21 protein-coding genes are annotated in these 23,657 nt (G+C 61.2%); 4 read left to right on the top strand and 17 right to left on the bottom strand.

What is annotated here, in order from left to right:
* Positions 1-40 precede the first annotated feature (40 nt).
* A complete protein-coding gene (locus tag AC2CGI_RS15220; RefSeq protein WP_015376656.1) occupies positions 41-1,084 on the bottom strand; it encodes a GMP reductase in 1,044 nt (347 codons plus the stop codon).
* A gap of 362 nt (positions 1,085-1,446) precedes the next feature.
* Here AC2CGI_RS15220 and coaE point away from each other — a divergent pair, with 362 nt between their 5' ends.
* Genes coaE through yacG form a run of 3 tightly spaced genes read left to right on the top strand, consistent with a single transcriptional unit; the run spans position 1,447 to position 3,062 of the window.
* Positions 1,447-2,061: a dephospho-CoA kinase gene (gene coaE, locus AC2CGI_RS15215; RefSeq protein ID WP_004932729.1), complete on the top strand. Its 615-nt coding sequence runs from the start codon at positions 1,447-1,449 to the stop codon at positions 2,059-2,061.
* Between the two features lie 5 nt (positions 2,062-2,066).
* Complete coding sequence (gene zapD, locus AC2CGI_RS15210; RefSeq protein WP_004932732.1) at positions 2,067-2,819, top strand: cell division protein ZapD; 753 nt, start codon at positions 2,067-2,069, stop codon at positions 2,817-2,819.
* A 51-nt stretch (positions 2,820-2,870) separates the two neighbouring features.
* Positions 2,871-3,062: a DNA gyrase inhibitor YacG gene (gene yacG / locus AC2CGI_RS15205; protein ID WP_004932737.1), complete on the top strand. Its 192-nt coding sequence runs from the start codon at positions 2,871-2,873 to the stop codon at positions 3,060-3,062.
* 39 nt (positions 3,063-3,101) lie between these two features.
* Here the strand turns inward: yacG and mutT are convergent, their stop codons facing one another.
* The 3 genes from mutT to secM form a co-directional block, all read right to left on the bottom strand.
* Complete coding sequence (gene mutT / locus AC2CGI_RS15200; protein ID WP_015376655.1) at positions 3,102-3,506, bottom strand: 8-oxo-dGTP diphosphatase MutT; 405 nt, start codon at positions 3,504-3,506, stop codon at positions 3,102-3,104.
* A gap of 80 nt (positions 3,507-3,586) precedes the next feature.
* Positions 3,587-6,295: a preprotein translocase subunit SecA gene (secA, locus tag AC2CGI_RS15195; protein WP_076740943.1), complete on the bottom strand. Its 2,709-nt coding sequence runs from the start codon at positions 6,293-6,295 to the stop codon at positions 3,587-3,589.
* 82 nt (positions 6,296-6,377) lie between these two features.
* A complete protein-coding gene (gene secM, locus AC2CGI_RS15190) occupies positions 6,378-6,908 on the bottom strand; it encodes a secA translation cis-regulator SecM (RefSeq protein ID WP_076740942.1) in 531 nt (176 codons plus the stop codon).
* Positions 6,909-6,934: 26 nt separating this feature from the next.
* On the opposite strand from secM, the gene AC2CGI_RS15185 reads away from it, so the two are divergent.
* Positions 6,935-7,450: a DUF721 domain-containing protein gene (locus tag AC2CGI_RS15185; protein ID WP_004932751.1), complete on the top strand. Its 516-nt coding sequence runs from the start codon at positions 6,935-6,937 to the stop codon at positions 7,448-7,450.
* Between the two features lie 104 nt (positions 7,451-7,554).
* Here AC2CGI_RS15185 and lpxC read toward each other — a convergent pair whose 3' ends face one another.
* The 13 genes from lpxC to AC2CGI_RS15120 all read right to left on the bottom strand — a co-directional run bounded on the left by lpxC (position 7,555) and on the right by AC2CGI_RS15120 (position 23,644).
* Entirely contained in the window at positions 7,555-8,472 is a 918-nt protein-coding gene (gene lpxC, locus AC2CGI_RS15180; RefSeq protein WP_004932754.1) for a UDP-3-O-acyl-N-acetylglucosamine deacetylase, read from the bottom strand.
* A 103-nt stretch (positions 8,473-8,575) separates the two neighbouring features.
* Entirely contained in the window at positions 8,576-9,730 is a 1,155-nt protein-coding gene (gene ftsZ / locus AC2CGI_RS15175; protein WP_004932757.1) for a cell division protein FtsZ, read from the bottom strand.
* A gap of 74 nt (positions 9,731-9,804) precedes the next feature.
* Positions 9,805-11,061 carry a cell division protein FtsA gene (gene ftsA / locus AC2CGI_RS15170; protein ID WP_004932758.1) on the bottom strand — a complete coding sequence of 419 codons (1,257 nt, stop codon included), beginning with the start codon at positions 11,059-11,061 and terminating at the stop codon, positions 9,805-9,807.
* On the bottom strand, positions 11,058-11,909 hold the full coding sequence (ftsQ, locus tag AC2CGI_RS15165) for a cell division protein FtsQ (RefSeq protein WP_004932761.1): 852 nt from the start codon (positions 11,907-11,909) through the stop codon (positions 11,058-11,060). Before ftsQ ends, ftsA begins: the two co-directional genes overlap by 4 nt.
* 1 nt (position 11,910) lies before the next feature.
* Positions 11,911-12,831 (bottom strand): D-alanine--D-alanine ligase, encoded by a 921-nt coding sequence (locus AC2CGI_RS15160; protein WP_015376651.1) that lies wholly within the window; start codon positions 12,829-12,831, stop codon positions 11,911-11,913.
* Entirely contained in the window at positions 12,824-14,299 is a 1,476-nt protein-coding gene (gene murC / locus AC2CGI_RS15155; RefSeq protein WP_028127852.1) for a UDP-N-acetylmuramate--L-alanine ligase, read from the bottom strand. The genes AC2CGI_RS15160 and murC overlap by 8 nt, the downstream gene beginning before the upstream one ends.
* 84 nt (positions 14,300-14,383) lie before the next feature.
* A complete protein-coding gene (gene murG / locus AC2CGI_RS15150) occupies positions 14,384-15,448 on the bottom strand; it encodes an undecaprenyldiphospho-muramoylpentapeptide beta-N-acetylglucosaminyltransferase (protein WP_004932773.1) in 1,065 nt (354 codons plus the stop codon).
* Positions 15,449-15,451: 3 nt separating this feature from the next.
* Complete coding sequence (gene ftsW, locus AC2CGI_RS15145) at positions 15,452-16,654, bottom strand: cell division protein FtsW (protein WP_015376649.1); 1,203 nt, start codon at positions 16,652-16,654, stop codon at positions 15,452-15,454.
* Positions 16,651-17,970 (bottom strand): UDP-N-acetylmuramoyl-L-alanine--D-glutamate ligase, encoded by a 1,320-nt coding sequence (murD, locus tag AC2CGI_RS15140; RefSeq protein ID WP_075684527.1) that lies wholly within the window; start codon positions 17,968-17,970, stop codon positions 16,651-16,653. Before murD ends, ftsW begins: the two co-directional genes overlap by 4 nt.
* Positions 17,971-17,972: 2 nt before the next feature.
* Positions 17,973-19,055, bottom strand: a complete 1,083-nt coding sequence (gene mraY / locus AC2CGI_RS15135; protein WP_004932782.1) for a phospho-N-acetylmuramoyl-pentapeptide-transferase — start codon at positions 19,053-19,055, stop codon at positions 17,973-17,975.
* Positions 19,049-20,410 carry a UDP-N-acetylmuramoyl-tripeptide--D-alanyl-D-alanine ligase gene (gene murF / locus AC2CGI_RS15130; RefSeq protein WP_484593957.1) on the bottom strand — a complete coding sequence of 454 codons (1,362 nt, stop codon included), beginning with the start codon at positions 20,408-20,410 and terminating at the stop codon, positions 19,049-19,051. Before murF ends, mraY begins: the two co-directional genes overlap by 7 nt.
* On the bottom strand, positions 20,407-21,894 hold the full coding sequence (murE, locus tag AC2CGI_RS15125) for a UDP-N-acetylmuramoyl-L-alanyl-D-glutamate--2,6-diaminopimelate ligase (RefSeq protein ID WP_015376646.1): 1,488 nt from the start codon (positions 21,892-21,894) through the stop codon (positions 20,407-20,409). The genes murF and murE overlap by 4 nt, the downstream gene beginning before the upstream one ends.
* On the bottom strand, positions 21,881-23,644 hold the full coding sequence (locus AC2CGI_RS15120) for a peptidoglycan glycosyltransferase FtsI (RefSeq protein ID WP_004932790.1): 1,764 nt from the start codon (positions 23,642-23,644) through the stop codon (positions 21,881-21,883). The genes murE and AC2CGI_RS15120 overlap by 14 nt, the downstream gene beginning before the upstream one ends.
* Positions 23,645-23,657 lie beyond the last annotated feature (13 nt).

Here is a 23,657-nt window from a genome sequence, read left to right as displayed (position 1 = left end):
CGGGCACCGCGGTGCGCGGCGCCCGAATGCAAGCTGCGGCTTATTTGCTGCCGAAGACGCGGTTTTCCTGCTCCGCCACGCGGATAAAGGTGGTGCGCTTGGTCAGCTCTTTCAGACGCTCGGCGCCGACGTAGGTGCAGGCGGAACGCAAGCCGCCGAGGATATCACGCACGGTAAACTCCACCTCGCCGCGCAGCGGCAGCTTGACGGTTTTGCCTTCGGCCGCGCGATACTCTGCTACGCCGCCGACGTGGCGCTTCATCGCCGATTCAGAGCTCATGCCGTAGAACAGCATGAACTTCTCGCCGTTCTCTTCCACCACGGTGCCTTCGCACTCGTCGTGGCCGGCCAGCATGCCGCCCAGCATCACGAAGTCCGCACCGCCGCCGAAGGCTTTGGCGACATCGCCCGGCACCGAGCAGCCGCCGTCGCTGACGATTTGGCCGCCCAGCCCATGGGCCGCGTCGGCGCATTCGATCACCGCCGACAGCTGCGGATAGCCCACGCCGGTCTTCACGCGGGTGGTGCATACCGACCCCGGGCCGATGCCGACTTTAACGATGTCGGCGCCGGAGAGGATCAACTCTTCCACCATCTCGCCGGTTACCACGTTGCCTGCGCAGATGACGTGGTTCGGGCAGGCTTCGCGCGCTTTTTGCAGGAAGGCGACAAAATGCTCTGAATAGCCGTTGGCCACGTCGATACAGATGAATTTCAGCGCCGGAGACAGCGCCAGGATTTGCTGCATTTTGGCGAAGTCGGCTTCGGAGGTGCCGGTGGACACCATCACATGGCGCAGCACCGATTCCGGCATGCGCTGCACGAAGTCAGCCCATTGCTCGACGCTGTAATGTTTGTGTACGGCGGTGAGAACGTCGAAAGAAGCCAGGGCCTCGGCCATGCGGAAGGTGCCCACCGTGTCCATGTTGGCTGCGATAATCGGCACGCCGGACCAGCTGCAACCTGAATGCTTGAAGGTAAACTGACGTTCCAGTTCAACCTCGGAGCGGCTTTTCAGCGTGGAACGCTTAGGGCGGATCAACACGTCTTTAAAGCCCAACTTCAAATCTTCTTCAATACGCATGACTTATGATTTCCTGGTTAATGGCGACGGATCGCAAGGAGGATATTCGAACCTCTACCCGACGGCTTTCCAGTGGCGCAAAAAGACGGCGGCGAGATTAATGCCAGTTCCAGTGACGTTATAATACGCGCTAATAATCGCCGAACAAGACTGCGAATTCGCCTTTATTTACGCTACAATCCGACAAATTTACCTGCATAATCGCAGTGTGATTGCCCGCTCATTTTTGCCGTGCCGCTGCGTTTTTTCTCGCCACCCAATCGGTGCCGATGCGCAAGCGCCGCCTGCCGACTTGCACTTCTGCGCGATCGCTTTATGATTCGACTATTATTTTTTTATGAACATCGGATGCACCTAACACCATGGCCTACATTGTTGCGTTGACCGGGGGCATAGGCAGCGGCAAGACGACCGTCGCGAACGCCTTTGCGCGCCACGGCGCAACCCTTGTCGATGCCGACGTGATCGCCCGTCAGGTCGTCGAGCCGGGCACCCCTGCCTTGGCCGCGATCGCCGAACGATTTGGTAATGAAATGTTGCTGCCGGACGGTGCGTTGGATCGCGCTGCGCTGCGTCAGCGCATCTTCAGCCATCCCGATGACAAAACCTGGCTGAACCAGCTGCTGCACCCGCTGATACACCGAGAAACCCAGCGCCAACTGGCGCAGGCCACCAGCCCGTACGCGCTGTGGGTGGTGCCGCTGCTGGTGGAAAACCGCCTGCAGGATCGCGCCGATCGGGTGCTGGTGATCGACGTCGACGCCGAAACCCAGCTGGCTCGCACCATCGCGCGCGACGGCGTAAGCCGTGAGCAAGCGCAGAGCATTCTCGCCGCCCAGGCCACGCGCCAGCAGCGCCTCGCCGTGGCGGATGACATTATTGACAACAGCGGCGCCGCTCAGGGGATAGAGCCACAGGTCGCCGCTCTGCATCGTCGCTACCTTGAACTGGCGGCAACAGCGCCCCAACAGGATTAAACTGCATGAGTGATGTTTCCCCAACCGTTCTCTTTGAACACCCGCTGAACGAGAAGATGCGCACCTGGCTGCGCATCGAATTCCTGCTGCAACAGCTGCACGGCCAACGCGCCCTGAGTGAAACCGCCATCGCCCTCACCTTCTTTCGCACCGTCTCCGACTTGCTGGACGTGCTGGAGCGCGGCGAAGTGCGCACCGAACTGCTCAAAGAGCTGGAGCGCCAGCAGCAGAAACTGTTGGCCTGGGCCGATGTGCCGGGCGTGGATATGGCGCTGATCGACCAGCTGCGCGGCCAGCTGAAGTCGCGCTCATCGGCGCTGATGGCGGCGCCGCGCCTCGGCCAGGCGCTGCGCGAAGATCGGCTGATCGGCCTGGTGCGTCAGCGGCTGAACATTCCTGGCGGTTGCTGCAGCTTCGATCTGCCGACCCTGCACATGTGGATGCACGCGCCGCAGCAAGATCGCGATGCCGACGTCGCCGCCTGGCTGCAGTCGCTGGATCCGCTGAACCAAGCGCTGATCATGGTGTTGGATCTGATCCGCCAATCCGGGCCGTTCCGCAATCAAATCAGCCTGAACGGTTTTTTCCAGGACAACGCCGAAGGGGCGGATCTGCTGCGCCTGCGCCTCCATCTGGCGCCGCAGCTTTATCCGCAGATTTCCGGCCATAAGACGCGTTATGCTATTCGTTTCCTGCCGCTGGACAGCGAACATGGCGCGGTGCCTGAACGCCTGACGTTCGAACTGGCCTGTTGTTGAACTTATGAAAGAAAGCCTTCTCAGTATTGTCAGAAGGCGTAAGGAACCGTTATGACGACCGTAGTAAAATGCCCAACCTGTGGCACCGGCGTGGTTTGGGGTGAAGTCAGCCCATTCAGGCCGTTTTGCAGCAAACGCTGCCAGCTGATCGATCTCGGCGAGTGGGCCGATGAAGAGAAGCGCATTCCGAGCAACAGCGATCTGTCGGAAAGCGAAGACTGGAGCGAAATGGACGATCGCTGATCGCCCGCTGTTGGCCTGGCGGACGCCAGGCCAAACTGGTTATTGCGCGGCGTTCGCCTGTGCCACCAGCAGCTGAATAATGCCGACGTTGGCTTCCGGGAACTCGTCTTCACGCAGGTCCACCTGTTTTACCCAGCGCATCGGTTGCCCCTCGCGGCCGAACGGCTCACCCGCCCAGGCTTCTACCAGATAAAAATTCAGCGTCACGATGCGATCGCTGAAGCGGTGCTCCACCACCTCCAGCAGTTCGGCGCGTTCGGTTTCGATACCGGTCTCTTCCCGCAGCTCGCGGCTCAACGCCTGTTCCGGCGTTTCACCCTGTTCGATCTTACCGCCGGGAAACTCCCAGAATCCGGCCATGTGCGCATCGGCGGCGCGGCGGGTAATAAAGATCTCCTGTTGAGCATTGCGGATAATGCCCACAGCGATATTCAGATGTTTCATCTCACCCTCCTGATGGGTGCCAAAAAACAGGGGCTCAGCAAGCTGAACCCCTGGGTGTTATCGGTTAACCGCGGCCGGCATTACTGCAGGCGGCCGTGGCACTGCTTGTATTTCTTGCCGGAACCGCATGGGCAAGGATCGTTGCGCCCCACTTTACGCTCGGCGGTCGCCGGCGCGTTCGGATCTTCAGTCACCAGCGCGTTCTCGTCGTGGTGGCTCAGCTGTTGCTGCTGCGCCAGACGCTCGGCCTCTTCACGGCGCTGCTGTTCCAGCGCTTCCACCTCTTCCGGCATCCGCACCTGTACCTTGCTCAGCACGCTGATCACTTCATATTTCAGCGATTCCAGCATAGTGGCGAACATGTTGAAGGATTCACGCTTGTACTCCTGCTTCGGATCCTTCTGCGCGTAACCGCGCAGGTGGATACCCTGGCGCAGGTAGTCCATCGCCGCCAGATGCTCTTTCCACAGAGAATCCAACGTCTGCAGCATCACGCCCTTCTCGAAGTTGCGCATCATCTCGCTGCCGACCACTTCTTCCTTACGCTGATACTGCTCTTTGGCGTTCTCCAGAATGCGTTCGCGCAGCGTCTCTTCGTGCAGCTCCGGCTCTTTGTCCAGCCACTGGGCGATCGGCATCTCCAGATCGAAGTCGTTCTTCAGGCGCTCTTCCAGCCCCTGAATGTCCCACTCTTCTTCCAGCGACTGCGGCGTGATGTAGTTGTCGATGGTGCTCTTGAACACGTCCTCGCGGATGCTGGCGATGGTTTCGCTCACGTCGGACACGTCCAGCAATTCGTTGCGTTGGCTGTAGATGGCGCGGCGCTGATCGTTGGCGACGTCATCGTACTCCAGCAGCTGCTTACGGATGTCGAAGTTGCGGCTCTCTACCTTACGCTGGGCATTGGCGATCGCCTTGGTCACCCACGGGTGCTCAATCGCTTCGCCTTCTTTCATGCCCAGTTTACGCATCATGCCGGACACGCGATCCGAGGCGAAGATACGCATCAGGGCATCTTCCATCGACAGGTAGAAGCGGGATGAACCGGCGTCGCCCTGACGACCGGAACGGCCGCGCAGCTGGTTATCGATACGGCGCGATTCATGGCGCTCGGTGCCGATGATATGCAGGCCGCCCGCCGCCAGCACCGCGTCGTGGCGCTCTTTCCAGGCGGCTTTGACGGCTTCGATCTGCTCTTCGGTCGGCGCTTCCAGCAGCGCCACTTCGGCCTGCCAGCTGCCGCCCAGCACGATATCGGTACCACGACCCGCCATGTTGGTGGCGATGGTTACCGCACCGCTCTGGCCGGCCTGGGCGACGATGTCCGCTTCCATGGCGTGGAATTTGGCGTTCAGCACCTTGTGGTCGATACCCGCTTTGGTCAGCTCACGGGACACCACTTCGGATTTCTCGATCGAGATGGTACCCACCAGCACCGGTTGGCCTTTGGCGGTACGCTCGCGGATGTCCTCGATGATGGCGCCGATCTTCTCTTTCTCGGTCATGTACACCAGATCCGGCATGTCCTTACGGATCATCGGACGGTTGGTTGGCACCACGATGGTGTCCAGCTTGTAGATCGAGCTGAATTCGAAGGCTTCGGTATCGGCGGTACCGGTCATCCCGGCCAGCTTCTCGTACAGACGGAAGTAGTTCTGGAAGGTGATCGAAGCCAGCGTCTGGTTCTCGTTCTGGATCTCCACGCCTTCTTTGGCTTCCACCGCCTGGTGCAGACCGTCGGACCAGCGGCGGCCCTGCATGGTACGGCCGGTGTGTTCATCGACGATGATCACTTCGCCGTCTTTCACGATGTAGTCAACGTCGCGGGTGAACAGCACGTGGGCGCGCAGCGCGGCGGTAACGTGGTGCATCAGCATGATGTTGGTCGGCGAGTACAGCGATTCGCCTTCATCCATGATGCCGGCTTCCACCAGCATCTCTTCGATCAGGATCAGGCCGCGTTCGGTCAGGTGGACCTGGCGCGCCTTCTCATCCACCGAGAAGTGCCCTTCACCCTTGAAGGTGTCGGAGTCTTCTTTTTCCTGGCGGATCAGTTTAGGGATCAGCTTGTTGACCTTGATGTACATCTCGGAGCTGTCTTCGGCCGGGCCGGAGATGATCAGCGGCGTACGCGCTTCATCGATCAGGATGGAGTCCACCTCATCCACCAGCGCATAGTGCAGTTTGCGCTGCACGCGCTCTTCCGGGCTGAACGCCATGTTGTCGCGCAGGTAGTCGAAGCCGTATTCGTTGTTGGTGCCGTAGGTGATGTCGGCGGCGTAAGCTTCACGCTTGGCCGGCGCCGGCATGCCCGGCAGGTTGATGCCGATGCTCAGGCCGAGGAACTCGAACAGCGGGCGGTTGTTTTCGGCGTCACGCTGCGCCAGATAGTCGTTGACGGTCACCACGTGCACGCCGCGGCCGCTCAGGGCGTTCAGGTAGGCCGGCAGCGTCGCGGTCAGGGTTTTACCTTCACCGGTACGCATCTCGGCGATGCAGCGGTCGTTCAGCACCATGCCGCCCAGCAGCTGCACGTCGAAGTGACGCATGCCGAACACGCGCTTGCTCGCCTCGCGCACCACGGCGAAGGCTTCCGGGATCAGGCTTTCCAGCGACTCGCCTTTTTCCAGGCGTGCGCGGAACTCGTTGGTTTTCGCTTTCAGCTCGTCATCGGACAGTTTTTCCATGTCCGGTTCCATGCGGTTGATCTGCTCAACCACTTTGCGCATGCGGCGCAGGGTACGATCATTACGGCTGCCAAAAACTTTGGTTAATAATTTCACTAACATGATGTTTGATATCTCTGTCATGACGGCCGAAGGCGGCAGTCAACTTGCTATTATTTATGGTTTTTGTGCCCTAAGGGCGGAGTCAGACGAGAACGACGGGCCCGGCGCGAATGCCCTGCACCTGAGCCACCCACAGGCCGGTCTGGTGCCGCGCCAGCGTTGGCAGCACCTCGAGGTGGGTGTGGCGAATAATGGTCGGCGGCTTCGGCTCATGCGTCAGCAGCGCATTGAGGGTAGACAGCAGCGCCAGTTGCGCTACCTGCAAAGGCGGTTCCGCTTCGGCTTCGCTCTCCTGTACCCGCGCATAAACCGCCTGCGGCGCCAGCGCGAAAGAGAGGTGACGAATGACGGTGCGCAGTGCATGCTGCTGCCAATAATCTACGCTGAAGGTAGGGCGGCGGTGCGCGTCCTGCAGCAGGGCCAGGCTGGTGAAGGTGCCGTTGGCCGAATTTTGCCGGTTAAGGCTGGACGACGTATTCGGCAGTGCGGCCTGATCGGGAGCGCCGGACAAATTGGAAGACGCGCCAAGCGTGGCCGCAACCATCCCTAACAGGAGATGGGGCCAGAAATAACGTCTGCCAAATTGTCGCCAACGATTTAGAATACCGATCACGAGTTTATAATCCGCCGGAGCCCATTATGCGCGATAGCCGTCCACAATTATTAGATGTCCTGTTCGACGACGCGTCTGCCGGCAGCAAAGGGCCGCTGCATAACGTCCAGCAACGCGCGGTGGCGCTGCTCAAGCTTAACCGTGCAGTGAAGGGCCTGTTGCCCGCTCCCCTGCATCCCTGGTGCCGCGTCGCGAATTTCCGACAGGGTATTTTAGTGCTCGAAACGGCAAATGCCAGTTGGATGATGCGCTTGCGCTACGAACAACCCGCTTTGCTGTCTGCACTACGAGCGCAAATTCTACCATCATTGTCGTCGATCGACATCAGGATTAATCCGGCCTTGATGGCGAAAGGCAGCAACCAGGTGCAAAACGCCGAGAAAGCGCCGGAAAAACCCGTGCCGATGCGGCATTTGAGTCTGGAAAGTGCGGAAGAGCTGAGAGGATTGGCGAGCCGTAGCCCGGAGAAACTGCGCAAGATATTGGAACGGCTGGCTGCATTGGCCGGAGAGGGTACCAACACAACCAGTCGTGATAAGTAATCAGCGACACAACTGCAAAACATCAGACGGCATCACGAGCCTGAATTCTCAGGCTCTCAGAGGATGCGCCTGCCGTTATTCGCAGCAGGCGAGGAATTCAGACCTTACGCCAATACGGTAGACGGTGCCTTGAATGCCAACGGCATCTCGGCTTCGTCCTGGAAGGTCACGTATTCCCACGCTTCCTGCTTGGCCAGTACGGCCTGCAGCAGTTTGTTGTTCAGCGCGTGCCCAGACTTGAACGCGGTGAACGCGCCAATGATGTTGTGGCCGCACATGAACAGGTCGCCGATGGCGTCCAGCATTTTGTGACGTACGAACTCGTCTTCGAAACGCAGACCGTCTTCGTTCAGCACGCGGTAGTCATCTACCACGATGGCGCAATCGAAGCTGCCGCCCAGGGCCAAGCCGCGGGACTGCAGATATTCGATATCGCGCATGAACCCGAAGGTGCGCGCGCGGCTGATTTGACGCACGAACGACTCAGCCGAGAAATCAAGACGGTAGCGCTGAGAGCTGGCGTCGATAGCCGGGTGGTTGAAGTCGATGGTGAAGTCCAGGCGGAACCCGTTATGCGGGGACAGCTCGGCCCATTTGTCGCCATCTTCAACACGCACGGTCTCTTTCAGACGCAGGAATTTCTTCGCCGAGTTCAGTTCTTCGATGCCGGCATCCAGCAGCAAGAACACGAACGGACTGGCGCTGCCGTCCATGATTGGGATTTCAGCGGCGTCGACTTCGATGACGATATTGTCGATGCCCAGCCCAGCCAGCGCGGCGTTGAGGTGCTCAACGGTCGAAATACGCACGTCATGCTCATTCACCAGGCAAGTACAGAGCATGGTATCACGCACGGATTTTGCATCAGCCGGAAAATCAACCGGTGGATTCAAGTCAGTGCGACGATAGATGACCCCGGTATTAGCCGGCGCTGGGCGCATTGTCAGCGTGACTTTCTTACCGGTATGCAAACCGACGCCAGTCGCCTGAACAATACGTTTTAATGTCCTTTGTTTGATCATCGTTTTATCTCGCAATGTTATCCATCCTACCAGCCAAGCATACAGCATGGCCGGCGGGACAGTTTAGCACAAAGAGCGGAGATTCCAAATTCTCAGGATATTCTTAGTCTGCCTGTTTACGCAGGAAGGCTGGAATATCAAGATAGTCGGGCTCTTTATTCGGCTGCGCAGCTTGGTCGTTGACCACCTTGGCGGCAGGTTTCACTTCCTGCGGCAGAGGCGACATGCCGTGCTGCTGATAACGGTGATCCATCACTGGCTGGCTGGCCTGCTTATTGGTCACCAGAGTGATTTCAGGACGCTTGTCCATACCGATACCGGTTGCAACCACGGTAACGCGCAGTTCGTCGTTCATTTCCGGATCCAGCGAGGTACCGATAACCACGGTAGCGTTGTCGGAAGCGAACGCACGGATGGTGTTACCCACAGTTTCGAACTCATCCAGACGCAGATCGAAGCCAGCGGTAATGTTGACCAGCACGCCGCGCGCGCCGGACAGGTCGATGTCTTCCAGCAGCGGGCTGGAGATCGCCATTTCGGCCGCTTCTTCGGCGCGGTCTTCACCGCAAGCCACGCCGGAACCCATCATCGCGTAGCCCATTTCGGACATCACGGTGCGCACGTCGGCGAAGTCGACGTTCATCAGGCCCGGACGGGTGATCAGCTCGGCGATACCCTGCACCGCGCCTTTCAGCACGTCGTTGGCCGCGCCGAACGCGTCCAGCAGAGAGATGCCACGCCCCAGAACTTTCAACAGCTTGTCGTTCGGGATGGTGATCAGCGAGTCCACGTGTTTGGACAGTTCAGCGATACCCTGCTCCGCGAATGCCATGCGCTTCTTGCCTTCGAAGTTGAAAGGCTTGGTCACCACGGCCACGGTCAGAATACCCAAATCTTTAGCCACTTCAGCCACCACTGGCGCCGCACCGGTACCGGTACCGCCGCCCATGCCGGCTGCGATGAAGACCATGTCTGCGCCGTCCAGCGCTGCGCGCAGGGCTTCGCGGTCTTCTTCCGCTGAATTGCGACCCACCTCAGGGTTCGCGCCCGCACCCAGACCTTTGGTAATACCGCTACCAATCTGGATGGTTTGGCCAACCGCCGTTTTGCGGAGCGCCTGGGCGTCCGTGTTCACAGCGAAGAATTCAACACCTTCGATGCGCTCGCGCACCATGTGTTCAACGGCGTTGCCACCGCCGCCGCCGACGCCGATGACTTTAATCACCGCGTCATTGGTTAGTTCCATTGGTTCAAACATAGTTTCTCTCCGTTTTGTGCCTGTCGCTGCGAGATCATAAAAAGATTACTCAGCATGATCTCTTTGTTGAAACATTAAAACTCTTTTCTCAGCCAGCTATTGATGCGTTTAAACCAATTGCCCACCGAGGCGCGTTTTTCTACTTCTGTCTCACCGCTCAGGTGAGACTCTTTTCCATAGTGCAGCAGACCTACCGCCGTCGAGTAGTAAGGCTCCTGCGCATAATCCGTCAGCCCCGTGATGTTCAAGGGTTGGCCGATGCGTACCTGAGTGTGGAACACCCGTTGCGCACAGGCTGCCAGGCCATCAATCTGGGCGGCGCCACCGGTCAGCACGATACCTGCCGCCAGATGATGCTTCACCCCTTGCTGACGCAGTTGCTCCTGCAATTGCAAAATTTCATCGTTAACCAGATTCAACAGTTCGGTGTAGCGTGGCTCAATGACTTCAGCCAGCGTCTGTCTTTGCAGACTGCGCGGAGGACGTCCCCCGACGCTAGGCACCTCTACATTCTCATCCTTGCTAACAATCGACCCAAGCGCACAACCGTGTCGAACTTTAATCGCTTCCGCATCGGTCGGCGGCGTGCCGAAGGCGTAGGCGATATCGCTGGTGACCACGTTCCCGGCATAAGGGATCACTTTGGTGTGGCGCAGCGCACCGCCGGTATACACCGCCATATCCATGGTGCCGCCGCCGATATCCACCACGCAAACGCCGAGTTCGCGTTCATCTTCGGTCAGCACCGCGTAGCTCGCGGCCAGACCGGCGAAAATAAGTTGGTCAACTTTCAGGCCGCAACGTTCCACGGCCTTGACGATGTTCTTCGCCATATCGTTATGGCAGGTAATCAGATGCACCTTGGCCTGCATGCGCACGCCGGACAGCCCAACCGGGTTTTTGATGCCTTCCTGATAATCGATGGCGTATTCCTGAGGAATCACGTGCAGGATACGGTGTTCGTCGCGCACGCGCACCGATTTGGCGGTGTGCACCACATTCTCCACGTCGTCCTGCGTCACTTCCTCTTCCGAGATCGGCACCATGCCGATTTCGTTCTGGCAGCTGATGTGTTTGCCCGACAGCGCCAGGTACACCGAAGAGATCTGGCAGTCCGCCATCAGCTCGGCCTGATCGATGGCGCGCTGTACGCACTTCACCACCGATTCCAGGTCGTTTACGCCACCCTTATCCATACCGCGAGACGGGCAGCTGCCCACCCCGATAATGTTGACCATGCCATCGGGCAGAACTTCCCCTACCAACGCGGAGACTTTTGCAGTACCGATCTCCAGTCCAACTACCAGTTTTCTGTCCGTCGACTTGATCATTGTTGTTTTGCCTGTGCCTGATTCTGTTGCTGATTACTGTTTTGCTGACCGCCAAGCGCCTGCGGATCGACCAACACCGGAGCCCACCCTACCGAAGCGCCGGACTCGTAGCGCAGATCGACATAGCTGACACGCTTGCTCTCCGCCTGGCCCTGCTGCTGCAATACCGGGTAAAGCTCGATAAACCGCTGCAAACGCCCGTTGCGGTCATCGCGCCCCAGCTCAAGCCGGACATCGTTGTCCAGCGCCAGCTGCCAGGAATGGCGCGCGGTCATCGCCGCCATTTTCAGCGTATATTTGCTGGCCGCCAACGTGGCGCTCATCGCCCGATAGCCTTCCAGCACATCCTGCTCGCTCCCTTCCGGCCCGTAGAGCAGCGGCAACTTCTGCTTGCCCGCCCGCTCCGCCGGCACGCTGAACGCTTTGCCCTCGGCGTCCACCATGTGCAAATCGTTCCAGCGCGCCACCGGGACGTACTCCACCAGATGGATCTTCAGCTCATCCGGCCATTGTTTGCGCACGCTGGCCTGCTTGATCCACGGCAGACGTTCGATCTGCTGCTGGATGACGTCCACATCCTGCGTCATAAAGGTGCCGGGTGCGCCCAGCGCCAGGATCGCCTGACGAATATCATCGTTGGTGGTGTAATGGCGTTCGCCGGTCACCACCAGCCTTGAGAGCGGCAGGCGGCTGGCGTCTTTCATCCAGCCAAGCACCGCCCAACCGCTCCACACGACCGTTCCCAACACCATCAGCAGGAAAATCATTCCCGCCAACTGGGTTCCATTGCTGCGGCGCGGGCCGTTATCCACCTCGCGATCGCGCGCATTCAGGGCAGCTTGCGACATATCAGTCGGCCAACTCCAAAATTCTCGCCACCAACTGCGAGAAGCTTAATCCAAACTGGCGCGCCGCCATCGGCACCAGGCTATGACTGGTCATGCCCGGAGAGGTGTTCACCTCAAGCAGATAGAAGCGGCCATCGCTGTCTTGCATCACGTCGACGCGGCCCCAGCCGCTGCAGTCCAGACCGCGGTAGGCGCGCAGCGCCAACGCCGCCATCTCGGCTTCCTGCTCGGCACTCAAACCGCTCGGGCAGAAGTACTGCGTGTCGTCCGAAATGTACTTGGCCTGGTAGTCGTAAAACACGCCGGCCGGCTGGATGCGGATTGACGGCAGAACCTGGTCGCCCAGCATCGCTACGGTGTATTCCGGGCCGCTCAACCACTTCTCCACCAGCACATCGTCGTCATGGCGGAAGGCTTCTTCCAGCGCCGCTGCCAACGCCGCGCTTTCGGTGACCTTGCTCATACCGACGCTGGAGCCTTCACGGCTCGGCTTGACGATCAGCGGCAAACCGAGATCCGCCACGCGCGCCAGCAGCGCCGCTTTTTCGGCGCCGAGGTACAGCTGGCGATTCAGCGCCACGTAAGGCGCTACCGGCAAGCCCATCGACTGCCACACCATCTTGGTGCGCCATTTGTCCATGGTCAGCGCCGAGGCCATCACGCCACTGCCGGTATAAGGCAGTTCGAGGAACTCCAGCAGCCCTTGCAGGGTGCCGTCCTCGCCGCCGCGCCCGTGCAGCGCGATAAATACTTTGGTGAATCCCTGCTCTTTCAACTGGGTCACCGGGAAATCGCGGGTGTCGACGCCGTGCGCATCGATACCGGCTTCGCGCAACCCGGCCAGCACCGCGGCGCCGGACTGCAGGGAAACTTCGCGTTCGGCGGAGGTGCCGCCCAGCAGAACTGCAACTTTATCAGCCATGGTGCTCCTCCTCTTTCTTCGGCGGCTGCAGCTTCAGCTCGGCCAGTTTACGGGCGATTTTGCCCACGTTGCCGGCGCCCTGCACCAGCACCAGGTCTTCATCCTGCAGCAGCTGCGCCAGGGTTTCCGGCACGCTATCGGCATCGGAAACCAGGATCGGATCCAGCTTGCCGCGGCTGCGGATGGTGCGGCACAGCGAACGGCTGTCCGCGCCCGGGATCGGCGCTTCGCCGGCGGCGTACACGTCAAGCATCAGCAGCACATCCACCTGCGACAGCACGTTGGCGAAATCGTCGTACAGATCGCGGGTGCGCGTATAACGGTGCGGCTGGAAGATCATCACCAGACGCTTGTCCGGCCAGCCGGCGCGCGCCGCTTTCAGCGTGGCGTCCACCTCGGTCGGATGGTGGCCGTAATCGTCCACCAGCATCGCGCTGCCCGCTTTGCCGTTGACCGGTTCCAGCGGGAACTCGCCGAGGAAATCGAAGCGGCGCCCGGTGCCCTGGAAGCCCGCCAGCGCGCGCAGGATATCTTCGTCGTCGATGCCTTCTTCGGTCGCTACCGCCACCGCCGCCGCTGCGTTCAACGCATTGTGGCGGCCCGGCGCGTTCAGCGTCACCGTCAGCAACGGCTTGTCCTGGCGGCTCAGGGTAAAGTGCCCCTGCGGCCCAATCTGCCGGTAGTCTTCGATGCGCACATCGGCATCCTCACTGAAGCCGTAGGTGGTGATATGGCGCCCCACGCGCGGCAACAGCTCACGCACCACCGGATCGTCAATGCACATCACCGCACGGCCGTAGAACGGCAGGTTGTGCAAGAAATTGATAAACGTCTGCTTCAGGTTCTCGAAGTCGCCCTGGTAGGTGTCCATGTGGTCGGCTTCAATGTTGGTGACCACGGCCACCATCGGCTGCAGATGCAGGAACGACGCATCGCTCTCATCCGCTTCCGCGATCAGATAACGGCTGGATCCCAGTCGTGCGTGGGTGCCCGCCGCCTTCACCAGCCCGCCGTTGACGAAGGTCGGGTCCAGGCGGGCTTCGGCATAAATGCTCGAGACCATCGCCGTGGTGGTGGTTTTGCCGTGCGTGCCGGCAATAGCGATGCCGTGACGAAAACGCATCAGCTCCGCCAGCATTTCAGCGCGGCGGATCACCGGGATGCGCGCTTCACGAGCGGCGACGATCTCCGGGTTGTCGGCGGAGATGGCGGTAGAGACCACCACCACGCTCGCATCCAGCACGTTTTCCGGACGGTGATTGAAATAAATCGTCGCTCCGAGCGCGCTCAGCTGTTGGGTCACCGGATTCGGCGCCAGGTCGGAGCCGCTGATCTGATACCCTTCGTTTGCCAACACTTCGGCGATACCACCCATGCCGGCGCCACCGATGCCGACAAAGTGAATGTGCCGGACGCGACGCATCTCGGGCACGATAGTACGTAGTTTCGCCAGTTGTTGTGTATTCATCACTCTCTCTAATCCGGATCCGGTACCCCGGCCCTACATCACATTGCTTTTATTCAGGTTCGGCGCACCGAACCCCTGCACTCGTTACTTGGCGAGCCGCACCAGCTCCGCCGCCACGCGCTCGGTGGCGTCCGGAATGGCGACCGCGCGCGCTTTCTCGGCCATGGCCAGCAGCGTCTTGCGATCCCAGCTCGCCAGCAGTTCGGCCACCACATCGGCGTTGAACTGCGGCTGTTCGATAATCTTCGCCGCGCCGGCTTCTTCCAGCGGACGCGCATTCCAGTACTGCTGGCGGTCCTTGTGCATGAACGGCACGAAAATCGCCGGCAGCCCCGCCGCCGCGATTTCGCTGACGGTCAACGCGCCGGAGCGGCAGACCACCACGTCGGCCCAGGCATAGGCGGCGGCCATGTCGTCGATGAACTCGGTCACCTTGTGCTGCGTCTGCCCTACCCTTTCGTAATCGCGCAGCACCGTTTCCAGCGCGCCCTTGCCAACCTGATGCCAGAGCGTAATTCTATCGCCCAAACGCGCCGCGACTTCAGGAACTGTCTGATTCAGCACGCGCGCGCCCTGACTTCCGCCAATCACCAGCACGCGGATCGGGCCTTCGCGCCCCTGCAACCGCTCCGCCGGCAACGGCAGCGCCAACACGTCGGTGCGCACCGGGTTGCCCACCACCTCGGCGTTCGGGAACGCGCCGGGGAAGGCCTGCATCACTTTGGCGGCGATGCGCGCCAGCCAGCGGTTGGTCAAGCCGGCAATGCCGTTCTGTTCGTGCAGCACCACCGGGATGCCACACTGCCAGGCCGCCAGGCCGCCGGGGCCGGAAACGTAGCCCCCCATCCCCAGCACCACATCCGGCTGATAACTGCGCATGATGGCTTTCGCCTGCCGCACTGCCTGCCAGATCCGCAGCGGCGCCGTCAACTGGGCCTTCAGGCCCTTGCCGCGCAGGCCGGAGATGCGGATAAAATCAATCTCGATCCCGTGCTTCGGCACCAGATCGGCTTCCATTCGGTCTGCGGTTCCGAGCCAGCGCACCTGCCAGCCCTGCGCCATCAGATGATGCGCGACCGCCAGCCCCGGGAACACGTGCCCGCCGGTACCGCCTGCCATCACCATTAAACGCTTAGGTTTCCCGCTCATCCCTTACCTCTTCACAAACGCCTGAGCCTTGGTCAGGCGCGTTTCATAATCAATTCGCAGCAACAGCACGATCGCCGTCGACATAATCAGCAAGCTCGAGCCGCCGTAACTGATCAGCGGCAGCGTCAGACCTTTGGTCGGCAGCATGCCTGCGGCGGCGCCGACGTTAACCAGCGCCTGGAAGCTGAACCACACGCCGATCGCGCAGGCCAGGAAGCCGGAGAAGCGTTGGTCGATCTCCAGCGCGCGGCGCCCGATGGACATCGCGCGAAAAGCGACGAAGAATACCATTAACAGGGCTAAAACCACACCGATATAGCCCAGTTCTTCACCCAAAATGGAGAAGATGAAGTCGGTGTGCGCTTCCGGCAAATACTCCAGTTTCTGCACCGAGTTGCCGAGCCCCTGCCCCCAGAACTCACCGCGGCCGAATGCCATCAGCGACTGGGTCAGCTGGTAGCCGCTGCCGAACGGGTCGGCCCACGGGTTCCAGAACGAGGTCACGCGGCGCATACGGTACGGTTCCGCGATAATCAGCAGCACCACGGCGAACACGCCGGAGCCGATGATCGCCAGGAACTGCCACATTTTCGCGCCGGCCAGGAACAGCATCGCCAGCGTGGTGATGAACAGCACCACCACGGTGCCGAGATCCGGTTGCGCCAGCAGCAGCACCGCCAGCACCACCATGACGCCCATCGGCTTACAGAAGCCCCAGAAGTTGCTGCGCACCTCTTCCACCTTGCGCACCAGATAGCTCGCCAGGTAGCAGAACAGCGACAGCTTGGACAGCTCCGCCGGCTGAATACGCAGCGGGCCGAGCGCGATCCAGCGCGAGGCCCCGTTCACCGAGCTCCCCACCACCAGGACGATCAGCAGCATCACGATCGACATCAGCAGCATCACGTTGCTGTAGCGCTGCCAAACTTCCATCGGGATGCGCAGCGTCACCAGAGACAGGCCGAACGCCAGGCCGAGGTACAGCGCATCGCGTTTGGCGAACAGGAACGGATCGTCCGCCAGGCGTTGGCCGATCGGCATCGACGCCGAGGTCACCATCACGAAGCCGATGATCGCCAACCCGAAGGTCAGCCACAGCAGGGTGCGATCGTACAGCACCATGTTGACCGCGTCGTTGTCGCGCGCGCCGGTCACCCAGTCTTTCAGCCGTTCTGTCAGCCCGAAGTTCGGCAAGCGTAGTTTCATCCGCCAAGCTCCTGCGCCAGGCGGGCGAACTCATCGCCGCGCACTTCAAAATTACGGAACTGATCGAGACTGGCGCAGGCCGGCGACAACAGCACCATATCGCCGGGCTGTACGCGGCCGGCGATGGTGCGCATCGCCTGCTCCATGGTCTCGGTCAGCGTCGCCACTTCCGGCCGCAGCTGCGCCAGCTGGGCGCCGTCGCGGCCAAAGCAATACAGCCGCACGTTGTCGCCCTGCAGATAGCGCGCCAGCGGCGAGAAATCGGCGGACTTGCCGTCGCCGCCCAGCAGCAGATGCAGCGTGCCGTCCACCTGCAGGCCGTTCAGCGCCGCTTCGGTGCTGCCGACGTTGGTGGCTTTGGAATCGTTGATCCAACGCACGCCGTTGTGCTCCCAGGCCAGCTGGAAGCGGTGCGCCAGGCCGGTGAAGGTGGTCAACGCCTTCAGGCTGGAGGCACGCGGGATATTGACCGCATCCGCCAACGCCAGCGCCGCCAGGGCGTTGGTGTAGTTGTGGCGGCCGGTCAGCTTCATCTCGCGCGTATTCAGCACCTTCTCACCGCGCACCCGCAGCCAGGTTTCGCCCTGCTGACGGTTCAGGTGATAGTCACCCACGTCCGCCCCGAAGCTGACGCAGCGTTCGTCGGCGCCGCGCACCGGCATGGTCAGCGCATCGTCCGCGTTCACCACGCACACCGCGGCGTTTTCATACACGCGCAGCTTGGCGCCGCGATACTGCTGCAGGCCGAACGGATAGCGATCCATATGATCTTCGGTCACGTTCAGGATGGTCGCCGCCGCCGCCCGCAGGCTATGCGTCGTTTCCAGCTGGAAGCTGGACAGCTCCAGCACGTAAAGCTGACATTCCTGGCGCAACAGGCTCAGCGCCGGCAGGCCGATATTGCCGCCCACGCCCACCGCCCAACCGGCGGCTTTCGCCATCTCACCCACCAGGGTGGTGACGGTGCTCTTGCCGTTGGAGCCGGTAATCGCCACGATCGGCGCCTGCGCCTCGCGGCAGAACAGTTCGACGTCGCCGACGATTTCCACGCCGGCTTCCGCCGCGGCGCTCAATGCCGGGGTCGCCAGCGCGACGCCCGGGCTGGCGACGATCAGATCCGCCGCCAGCAGCCAGTCCTGGTTCAGATCGCCCAGATGGCGCTCCACGCTTTCAGGCAGTTTGTCCAACCCTGGCGGCGCGATACGGGTATCCATCACGCGCGGCGTCACGCCGCGCGCCATGAAGAAATCGACACAGGACAGGCCGGTGAGGCCCAACCCGATGATGACGACTTTTCTACCCTGATAGTCTGCCATGATTAACGCACCTTCAGCGTTGCCAGGCCAATCAGCACTAGCATCAGCGAAATGATCCAGAAGCGCACGATCACGCGCGGCTCCGGCCAGCCTTTCAATTCATAGTGGTGGTGAATCGGCGCCATGCGGAAAATGCGTTGTCCGCGCAGCTTGAACGATCCCACCTGCAGGATCACCGACAGCGTCTCTACCACGAACACGCCGCCCATGATCACCAACAAGAACTCCTGGCGCAGCAGCACCGCGATGGTGCCCAGCGCGCCGCCCAGCGCCAGCGAACCGACGTCGCCCATAAACACCTGAGCCGGGTAGGTGTTGAACCACAGGAACCCGAGGCCGGCGCCGACGATGGCGGTGCAGACAATCACCAACTCACCGGCATGACGCAGATACGGAATATGCAGGTAGTTGGCGAAGTTCATGTTACCGGTCGCCCAGGCCACCAGCGCGAAACCGGCCGCCACGAATACCGTCGGCATAATCGCCAGGCCGTCCAGGCCGTCGGTCAGGTTGACCGCGTTGCTGGTGCCGACGATGACGAAATAGGCCAGCAGGATGTACAGCAGGCCCAGCTGCGGCATCACGTCCTTAAAGAACGGCACAACCAGCTCGGTGGCTGGCGTGTCTTTTCCTACGGCGTACATGGCGAATGCGACAATCAGCGCAATCACCGACTGCCAGAAATACTTCCAGCGGGCGATCAGCCCTTTGGTGTCCTTACGCACCACCTTGCGGTAGTCGTCGACGAAACCGACAATACCGTAACCCACCAGCACGAACAGCACGCACCAGACATACGGGTTGGACGGGTAGGCCCACATCAGCACCGAGATGGTGATGGAGGTCAGGATCATGATGCCGCCCATGGTCGGCGTGCCGCGCTTGCTGAAGTGCGACTCGGGGCCGTCGTTGCGCACCACCTGCCCGAAGGACATTTCTTGCAGACGCTTGATCACCCGCGGGCCCATCCACAGTGACAGGAACAGCGCGGTCAGCAGGCTGACAATGGCTCGGAACGTCAGATAAGAAAAGACGTTGAAGCCTGAGTAATATTTGACCAAATGCTCGGCCAGCCAAACTAACATGGTGCTTTCTCCTGTAACGCGCGTACTACCTGCTCCATTGCGGCACTACGTGAACCTTTGATTAACACGGTGATGACCGCATGTTCCGACAGTAATTCCGCCACGCGCGCGATCACTGCTGTCTTGTCCTGATAATGTTCGCCATTGCCGGAGGCTTCGCTCAGCACGCGGCTCAACCCGCCGACGCTGATGACTTTGTCGACCCCGGCCAGACGGGCGGCTTCGCCCACCTGACGGTGGCACTCTTCCGCTTCTGCGCCCAGCTCGGCCATATCGCCGACCACCATCACGCGGTAGCCCGGCATCTCCGCCAGCACCTGCGCCGCCGCGGTCATCGACCCGACGTTGGCGTTGTAGCTGTCGTCCAGCAGCAGCTTGCCTTCGGCCAGCGCCACCGGGAACAAACGCCCCGGCACCGCCTGCAATTGTTTTAACCCCTGACGCACCGCTTCCAGGGTGGCGCCTACCGACATCGCCAGCGCCGTGGCCGCCAACGCGTTGGCCACGTTGTGGCGCCCCGGCAGCGGCAGTGCGATCTCGGCGCTGCCGAACGGGCTGTGCAGCGTAAACTGCGTGCCTGCGCCGTTCACCCGCACGTCGTCCGCGAAGAAGTCCACGCCTTCGGCCGCCTGCGGCGAGAAGCGCCAGACGGTTTTGCCGCCCAGCATGCTCTGCCAGTGCGGCCAGTCGTTGTTATCGGCGTTGATGATCGCCACGCCGTCGGCCGGCAGGCCGGTAAAGATTTCACCTTTCGCCTGGGCGACGCCGGCCAGCGAGCCGAAGCCTTCCAGGTGCGCGGCCGCCAGGTTGTTCACCAAAGCGGTCTGCGGACGCGTCAATGCGGTGGTGTAAGCAATTTCGCCAATGTGGTTAGCGCCCAGCTCTATCACGGCAAAATCATGCTGCGGCGCCAGACGCAACAGCGTCAGCGGCACGCCGATGTCGTTATTGAAGTTGCCGGCGGTATACAGCACTTCGCCGCATTCACGCAGAATGGCGGCGGTCATTTCTTTCACCGATGTCTTGCCCGAGGAACCGGTCAGCGCTACCACGCGCGCCGGCACCTGTTGACGCACCCAGGCGCCAAGCTGGCCCAGCGCCAAACGGGTGTCTTGCACCACCAGCTGCGGCGCGTCCACTGATAAGCGCTTACTGACCAGCAGCGCCCCGGTGCCTGCGGCTACGGCATCCGCCGCGAAGTCGTGCGCGTCGAAACGCTCGCCTTTCAGCGCCACAAACAGGCAACCGGCGGTCACCTTGCGGGTGTCTGTCGTCACCTCGACAATTTGGCAATCGGCGCCCACCAGTTCAGCGCTCAATACCTCAGCCAGTGTCTGAAGAGAGACAGGGATCATGCCAGCACCCCCAGCAGTCGGGCGACCGTCGTGCGGTCGGAGTAATCCAGGCGGCGGTTGCCCACCAGCTGATAATCTTCGTGGCCTTTGCCCGCCACCAGCACCACATCCTGCTCCTGCGCCTGCATGATGGCGCTGGTCACCGCTTCGGCGCGGCCGTGGATCACCAGCGCCTGCCCGGCGTCCAGCAATCCGGTCAGGATGTCGTTGATAATCGCGCGCGGCTCTTCGGTGCGCGGGTTGTCATCGGTGATCACCACGCGATCGGCGAACTGCTCGGCGATGCCGCCCATCAGCGGACGCTTGCCCTTGTCGCGATCGCCGCCGCAGCCGAACACACACCACAGCTGCCCCTGGCAGTGCAGACGCGCGGCTTCCAGCGCTTTCTCCAGCGCATCCGGCGTGTGGGCGTAATCCACCACTACCGTCGGTTTGCCCGGCGCGTTAAACACTTCCATGCGGCCGCAGACCGGCTGCAGACGGCTGCCGGTTTCCACCAGCGCCTCAAGCGGGTAGCCCAACGACAGCAGCGTCGCCAATGCCAACAGCAGGTTGCTGACGTTGAACGCGCCCATCAGGCGGCTTTCGATCTCGCCGTCGCCCCAGCTGGAGCTGAAACGAACAGTCGCGCCGTTGTCGTGATAGTCGACCGCCGTGGTTTTCAGCCAGCGGCCGTGGCAGCCCGGCTGCAGGTTGTCCTGCATCGTCACCGCTACCGCATCCGGCAATTTGCCGAGCCAGCGCTGACCGACTTCATCGTCGGCGTTGATGATCGCCTGCCCCACGTTGTGGGCGGCGAACAGCGACCATTTGGCCGCTTCGTAATTGGCCATATCACCGTGGTAATCCAGGTGATCGCGGCTCAGGTTGGTGAAGACCGCCGCAGCGAACGGCAGCGCCGCTACCCGGTGTTGCACCAAACCGTGGGAAGAAACTTCCATGGCGGCGAAGGTCGCGCCCTGTTCCGCCAACTCGTTTAATACGTGTTGAACATCCACCGCAGAACCGGTGGTATTCTCGGTCGGACACACCTGGCCCAGCAGGCCGTTGCCGACGGTGCCCATCACCGCGCTGGTTTCGCCCAGCAGTTGGCTCCACTGCGCCAGCAGCTGCGTGGTGGTGGTTTTGCCGTTGGTGCCGGTCACGCCGACCAGGCGCAAGCGCTCGCCCGGCTGATGGTAAAAACGCCCGGCCAGCGCGGAAAGGCGCTGGTTCAGTTGGCTCAGGTAGATCACCGGCACGCCGTGCATCTCAACGATGGCGCCGTCTTCGGCCTGACCGTCAGCCTCGGCGATCACAGCGGCGACGCCCTGCGCGATGGCCTGCGGAATATAGCGGCGCCCATCCGTTTGATGGCCGACCACGGCGACAAACAGATCCCCGGCAGCCGCCACACGGCTGTCTAATGTCATTTCCCGCAGCGCGCGCCCGGGTGCCGTCGGCACCCACGGGGCGAGTAAGTCGCGCAAATTACGATCTGCCACCTGAACCCTCTTTCTTGTTAATCACTAATTCGCTTTTGTCACCGGTGGGCAACGCGTCAGGCTCGACGTTCATGGTGCGCAATACGCCGCCCATGATGGCGCCGAACACCGGCGCGGAGATTGCGCCACCATAGTATTTCCCACCCTGCGGGTCGTTGATGACGACCACCAGGGCAAAACGGGGGTTACTTGCCGGCGCGACGCCGGCGGTATAAGCGATGTATCGGTTGACGTATTTGCCGTCCGGGCCCACTTTTTTCGCGGTACCGGTTTTGATGGCGATACGGTATCCCTTGATGGCGGCTTTTACGCCGCCGCCGCCCGGCAAGGCCACGCTTTCCATCATGTGCACCACGGTGCGCACCAGAGGTTCAGGGAAAACGCGCTCGCCGGCGACCGGAGGGTCAACCTTGGTGATCGACAATGGGCGATACACGCCCAGGCTGCCGATCGTTGCATAGACTCGCGCCAACTGTAACGGAGTTACCATCAGCCCGTAGCCGAAAGAGAAGGTGGCCCTCTCTATGTCAGACCACCGTTGTTTTTTTGGGTATATGCCACTGCTTTCTCCGACCAGCCCCAAATTGGTCGCTTTTCCCAGCCCAAAACGAGAGTAAGTATCTACTAACGCTGAGGACGGCATCGCTAACGCCAGCTTTGAAACACCGACGTTACTCGACTTCTGCAAGATCCCGGTCAATGACAGCTCCGAGTACCGCGCCACGTCTTTGATCTCGTGGCCCTGAATGCGATACGGGATGGTGTTCAGCACGCTGTTTTCTCTCACCACGCCGTTTTGCAGCGCGGTCATCACCACCATTGGCTTCACGGTTGAACCGGGTTCAAAAATATCGGTGATGGCGCGGTTACGCATGGTTTCTTTCGGCGTACCGGCCATGTTGTTCGGGTTGTAAGACGGGCTGTTGGCCATCGCCAGCACTTCGCCGGTGTTCACATCGATCAGCACCGCAGTGCCCGATTCGGCCTTGTTGAACGCCACCGCATTGTTCAGCTCGCGATACACCAGCGCCTGCAGGCGCTCATCGACGCTCAGCACCAGGTTGTGCGCCGCCTGGCTGTCGACGGAGGAGATGTCTTCGATCACCCGGCCGAAACGATCCTTACGCACCGTTCTCTCGCCCGGTTGCCCGGTCAGCCAGCGGTCGAAGCTCTTCTCGACGCCTTCGATGCCTTGCCCGTCGATGTTGGTCACGCCGATGATGTGCGACGTCACCTGCCCCGCCGGATAGTAACGGCGCGACTCCTGCCGCAGGTAGATCCCCGGCAGCTTGAGTTTGTGGATGTAGTCGCCGATCGCCGGGTTAACCTGGCGCGCCAGATAAACGAAGCGCCCTTTCGGGTTGGCGTTGATGCGGTTGGAGAGTTGGTCCAGCGGGATGTTCAGCGCATCGGAAAGCGCTTTCCAGCGGCTGTCCAGCGTGATGCCGCCGCGCTCGTTCAGCTCTTTCGGATCGGCCCACACCGCATTCACCGGCACGCTGACCGCCAACGGACGGCCGGCGCGATCGCTGATCATGCCGCGCGCGGTCGGCACTTCCTGCACGCGCAGCGAACGCATGTCGCCTTCTTTCACCAGACGATCGGGGTTGATGACCTGCAGGTACGCGACGCGCAACATCAGGCCAACCATCGCCAGCAAAATGCAGCCGCACAGCAACGCAAAACGCCAGCTGACAAAGCTGGCCTGATCTTCCTGGCGTCTCAACTTACCGGGGCGCGCTGCTTTCATGCGTTTCCTTTCT

Source organism: Serratia sp. LSHTC3 (genome assembly GCF_057197125.1).
This window is presented reverse-complemented; position numbering and strand designations above follow the sequence as displayed.

Bases quoted from the DNA above. Each gene is read 5' to 3' on its own strand.
- ftsA (WP_004932758.1), bottom strand. From the start codon at position 11,061: ATGATCAAGTCGACGGACAGAAAACTGGTAGTTGGACTGGAGATCGGT.
- murC (WP_028127852.1), bottom strand. From the start codon at position 14,299: ATGAATACACAACAACTGGCGAAACTACGTACTATCGTGCCCGAGATG.
- lpxC (WP_004932754.1), bottom strand. From the start codon at position 8,472: ATGATCAAACAAAGGACATTAAAACGTATTGTTCAGGCGACTGGCGTC.
- secA (WP_076740943.1), bottom strand. From the start codon at position 6,295: ATGTTAGTGAAATTATTAACCAAAGTTTTTGGCAGCCGTAATGATCGT.
- AC2CGI_RS15185 (WP_004932751.1), top strand. From the start codon at position 6,935: ATGCGCGATAGCCGTCCACAATTATTAGATGTCCTGTTCGACGACGCG.
- mutT (WP_015376655.1), bottom strand. From the start codon at position 3,506: ATGAAACATCTGAATATCGCTGTGGGCATTATCCGCAATGCTCAACAG.
- yacG (WP_004932737.1), top strand. From the start codon at position 2,871: ATGACGACCGTAGTAAAATGCCCAACCTGTGGCACCGGCGTGGTTTGG.
- murF (WP_484593957.1), bottom strand. From the start codon at position 20,410: ATGATCCCTGTCTCTCTTCAGACACTGGCTGAGGTATTGAGCGCTGAA.
- ftsQ (WP_004932761.1), bottom strand. From the start codon at position 11,909: ATGTCGCAAGCTGCCCTGAATGCGCGCGATCGCGAGGTGGATAACGGC.
- murD (WP_075684527.1), bottom strand. From the start codon at position 17,970: ATGGCAGACTATCAGGGTAGAAAAGTCGTCATCATCGGGTTGGGCCTC.
- AC2CGI_RS15160 (WP_015376651.1), bottom strand. From the start codon at position 12,831: ATGGCTGATAAAGTTGCAGTTCTGCTGGGCGGCACCTCCGCCGAACGC.
- coaE (WP_004932729.1), top strand. From the start codon at position 1,447: ATGGCCTACATTGTTGCGTTGACCGGGGGCATAGGCAGCGGCAAGACG.
- ftsW (WP_015376649.1), bottom strand. From the start codon at position 16,654: ATGAAACTACGCTTGCCGAACTTCGGGCTGACAGAACGGCTGAAAGAC.
- mraY (WP_004932782.1), bottom strand. From the start codon at position 19,055: ATGTTAGTTTGGCTGGCCGAGCATTTGGTCAAATATTACTCAGGCTTC.
- ftsZ (WP_004932757.1), bottom strand. From the start codon at position 9,730: ATGTTTGAACCAATGGAACTAACCAATGACGCGGTGATTAAAGTCATC.
- murG (WP_004932773.1), bottom strand. From the start codon at position 15,448: ATGAGCGGGAAACCTAAGCGTTTAATGGTGATGGCAGGCGGTACCGGC.
- AC2CGI_RS15220 (WP_015376656.1), bottom strand. From the start codon at position 1,084: ATGCGTATTGAAGAAGATTTGAAGTTGGGCTTTAAAGACGTGTTGATC.
- AC2CGI_RS15120 (WP_004932790.1), bottom strand. From the start codon at position 23,644: ATGAAAGCAGCGCGCCCCGGTAAGTTGAGACGCCAGGAAGATCAGGCC.
- zapD (WP_004932732.1), top strand. From the start codon at position 2,067: ATGAGTGATGTTTCCCCAACCGTTCTCTTTGAACACCCGCTGAACGAG.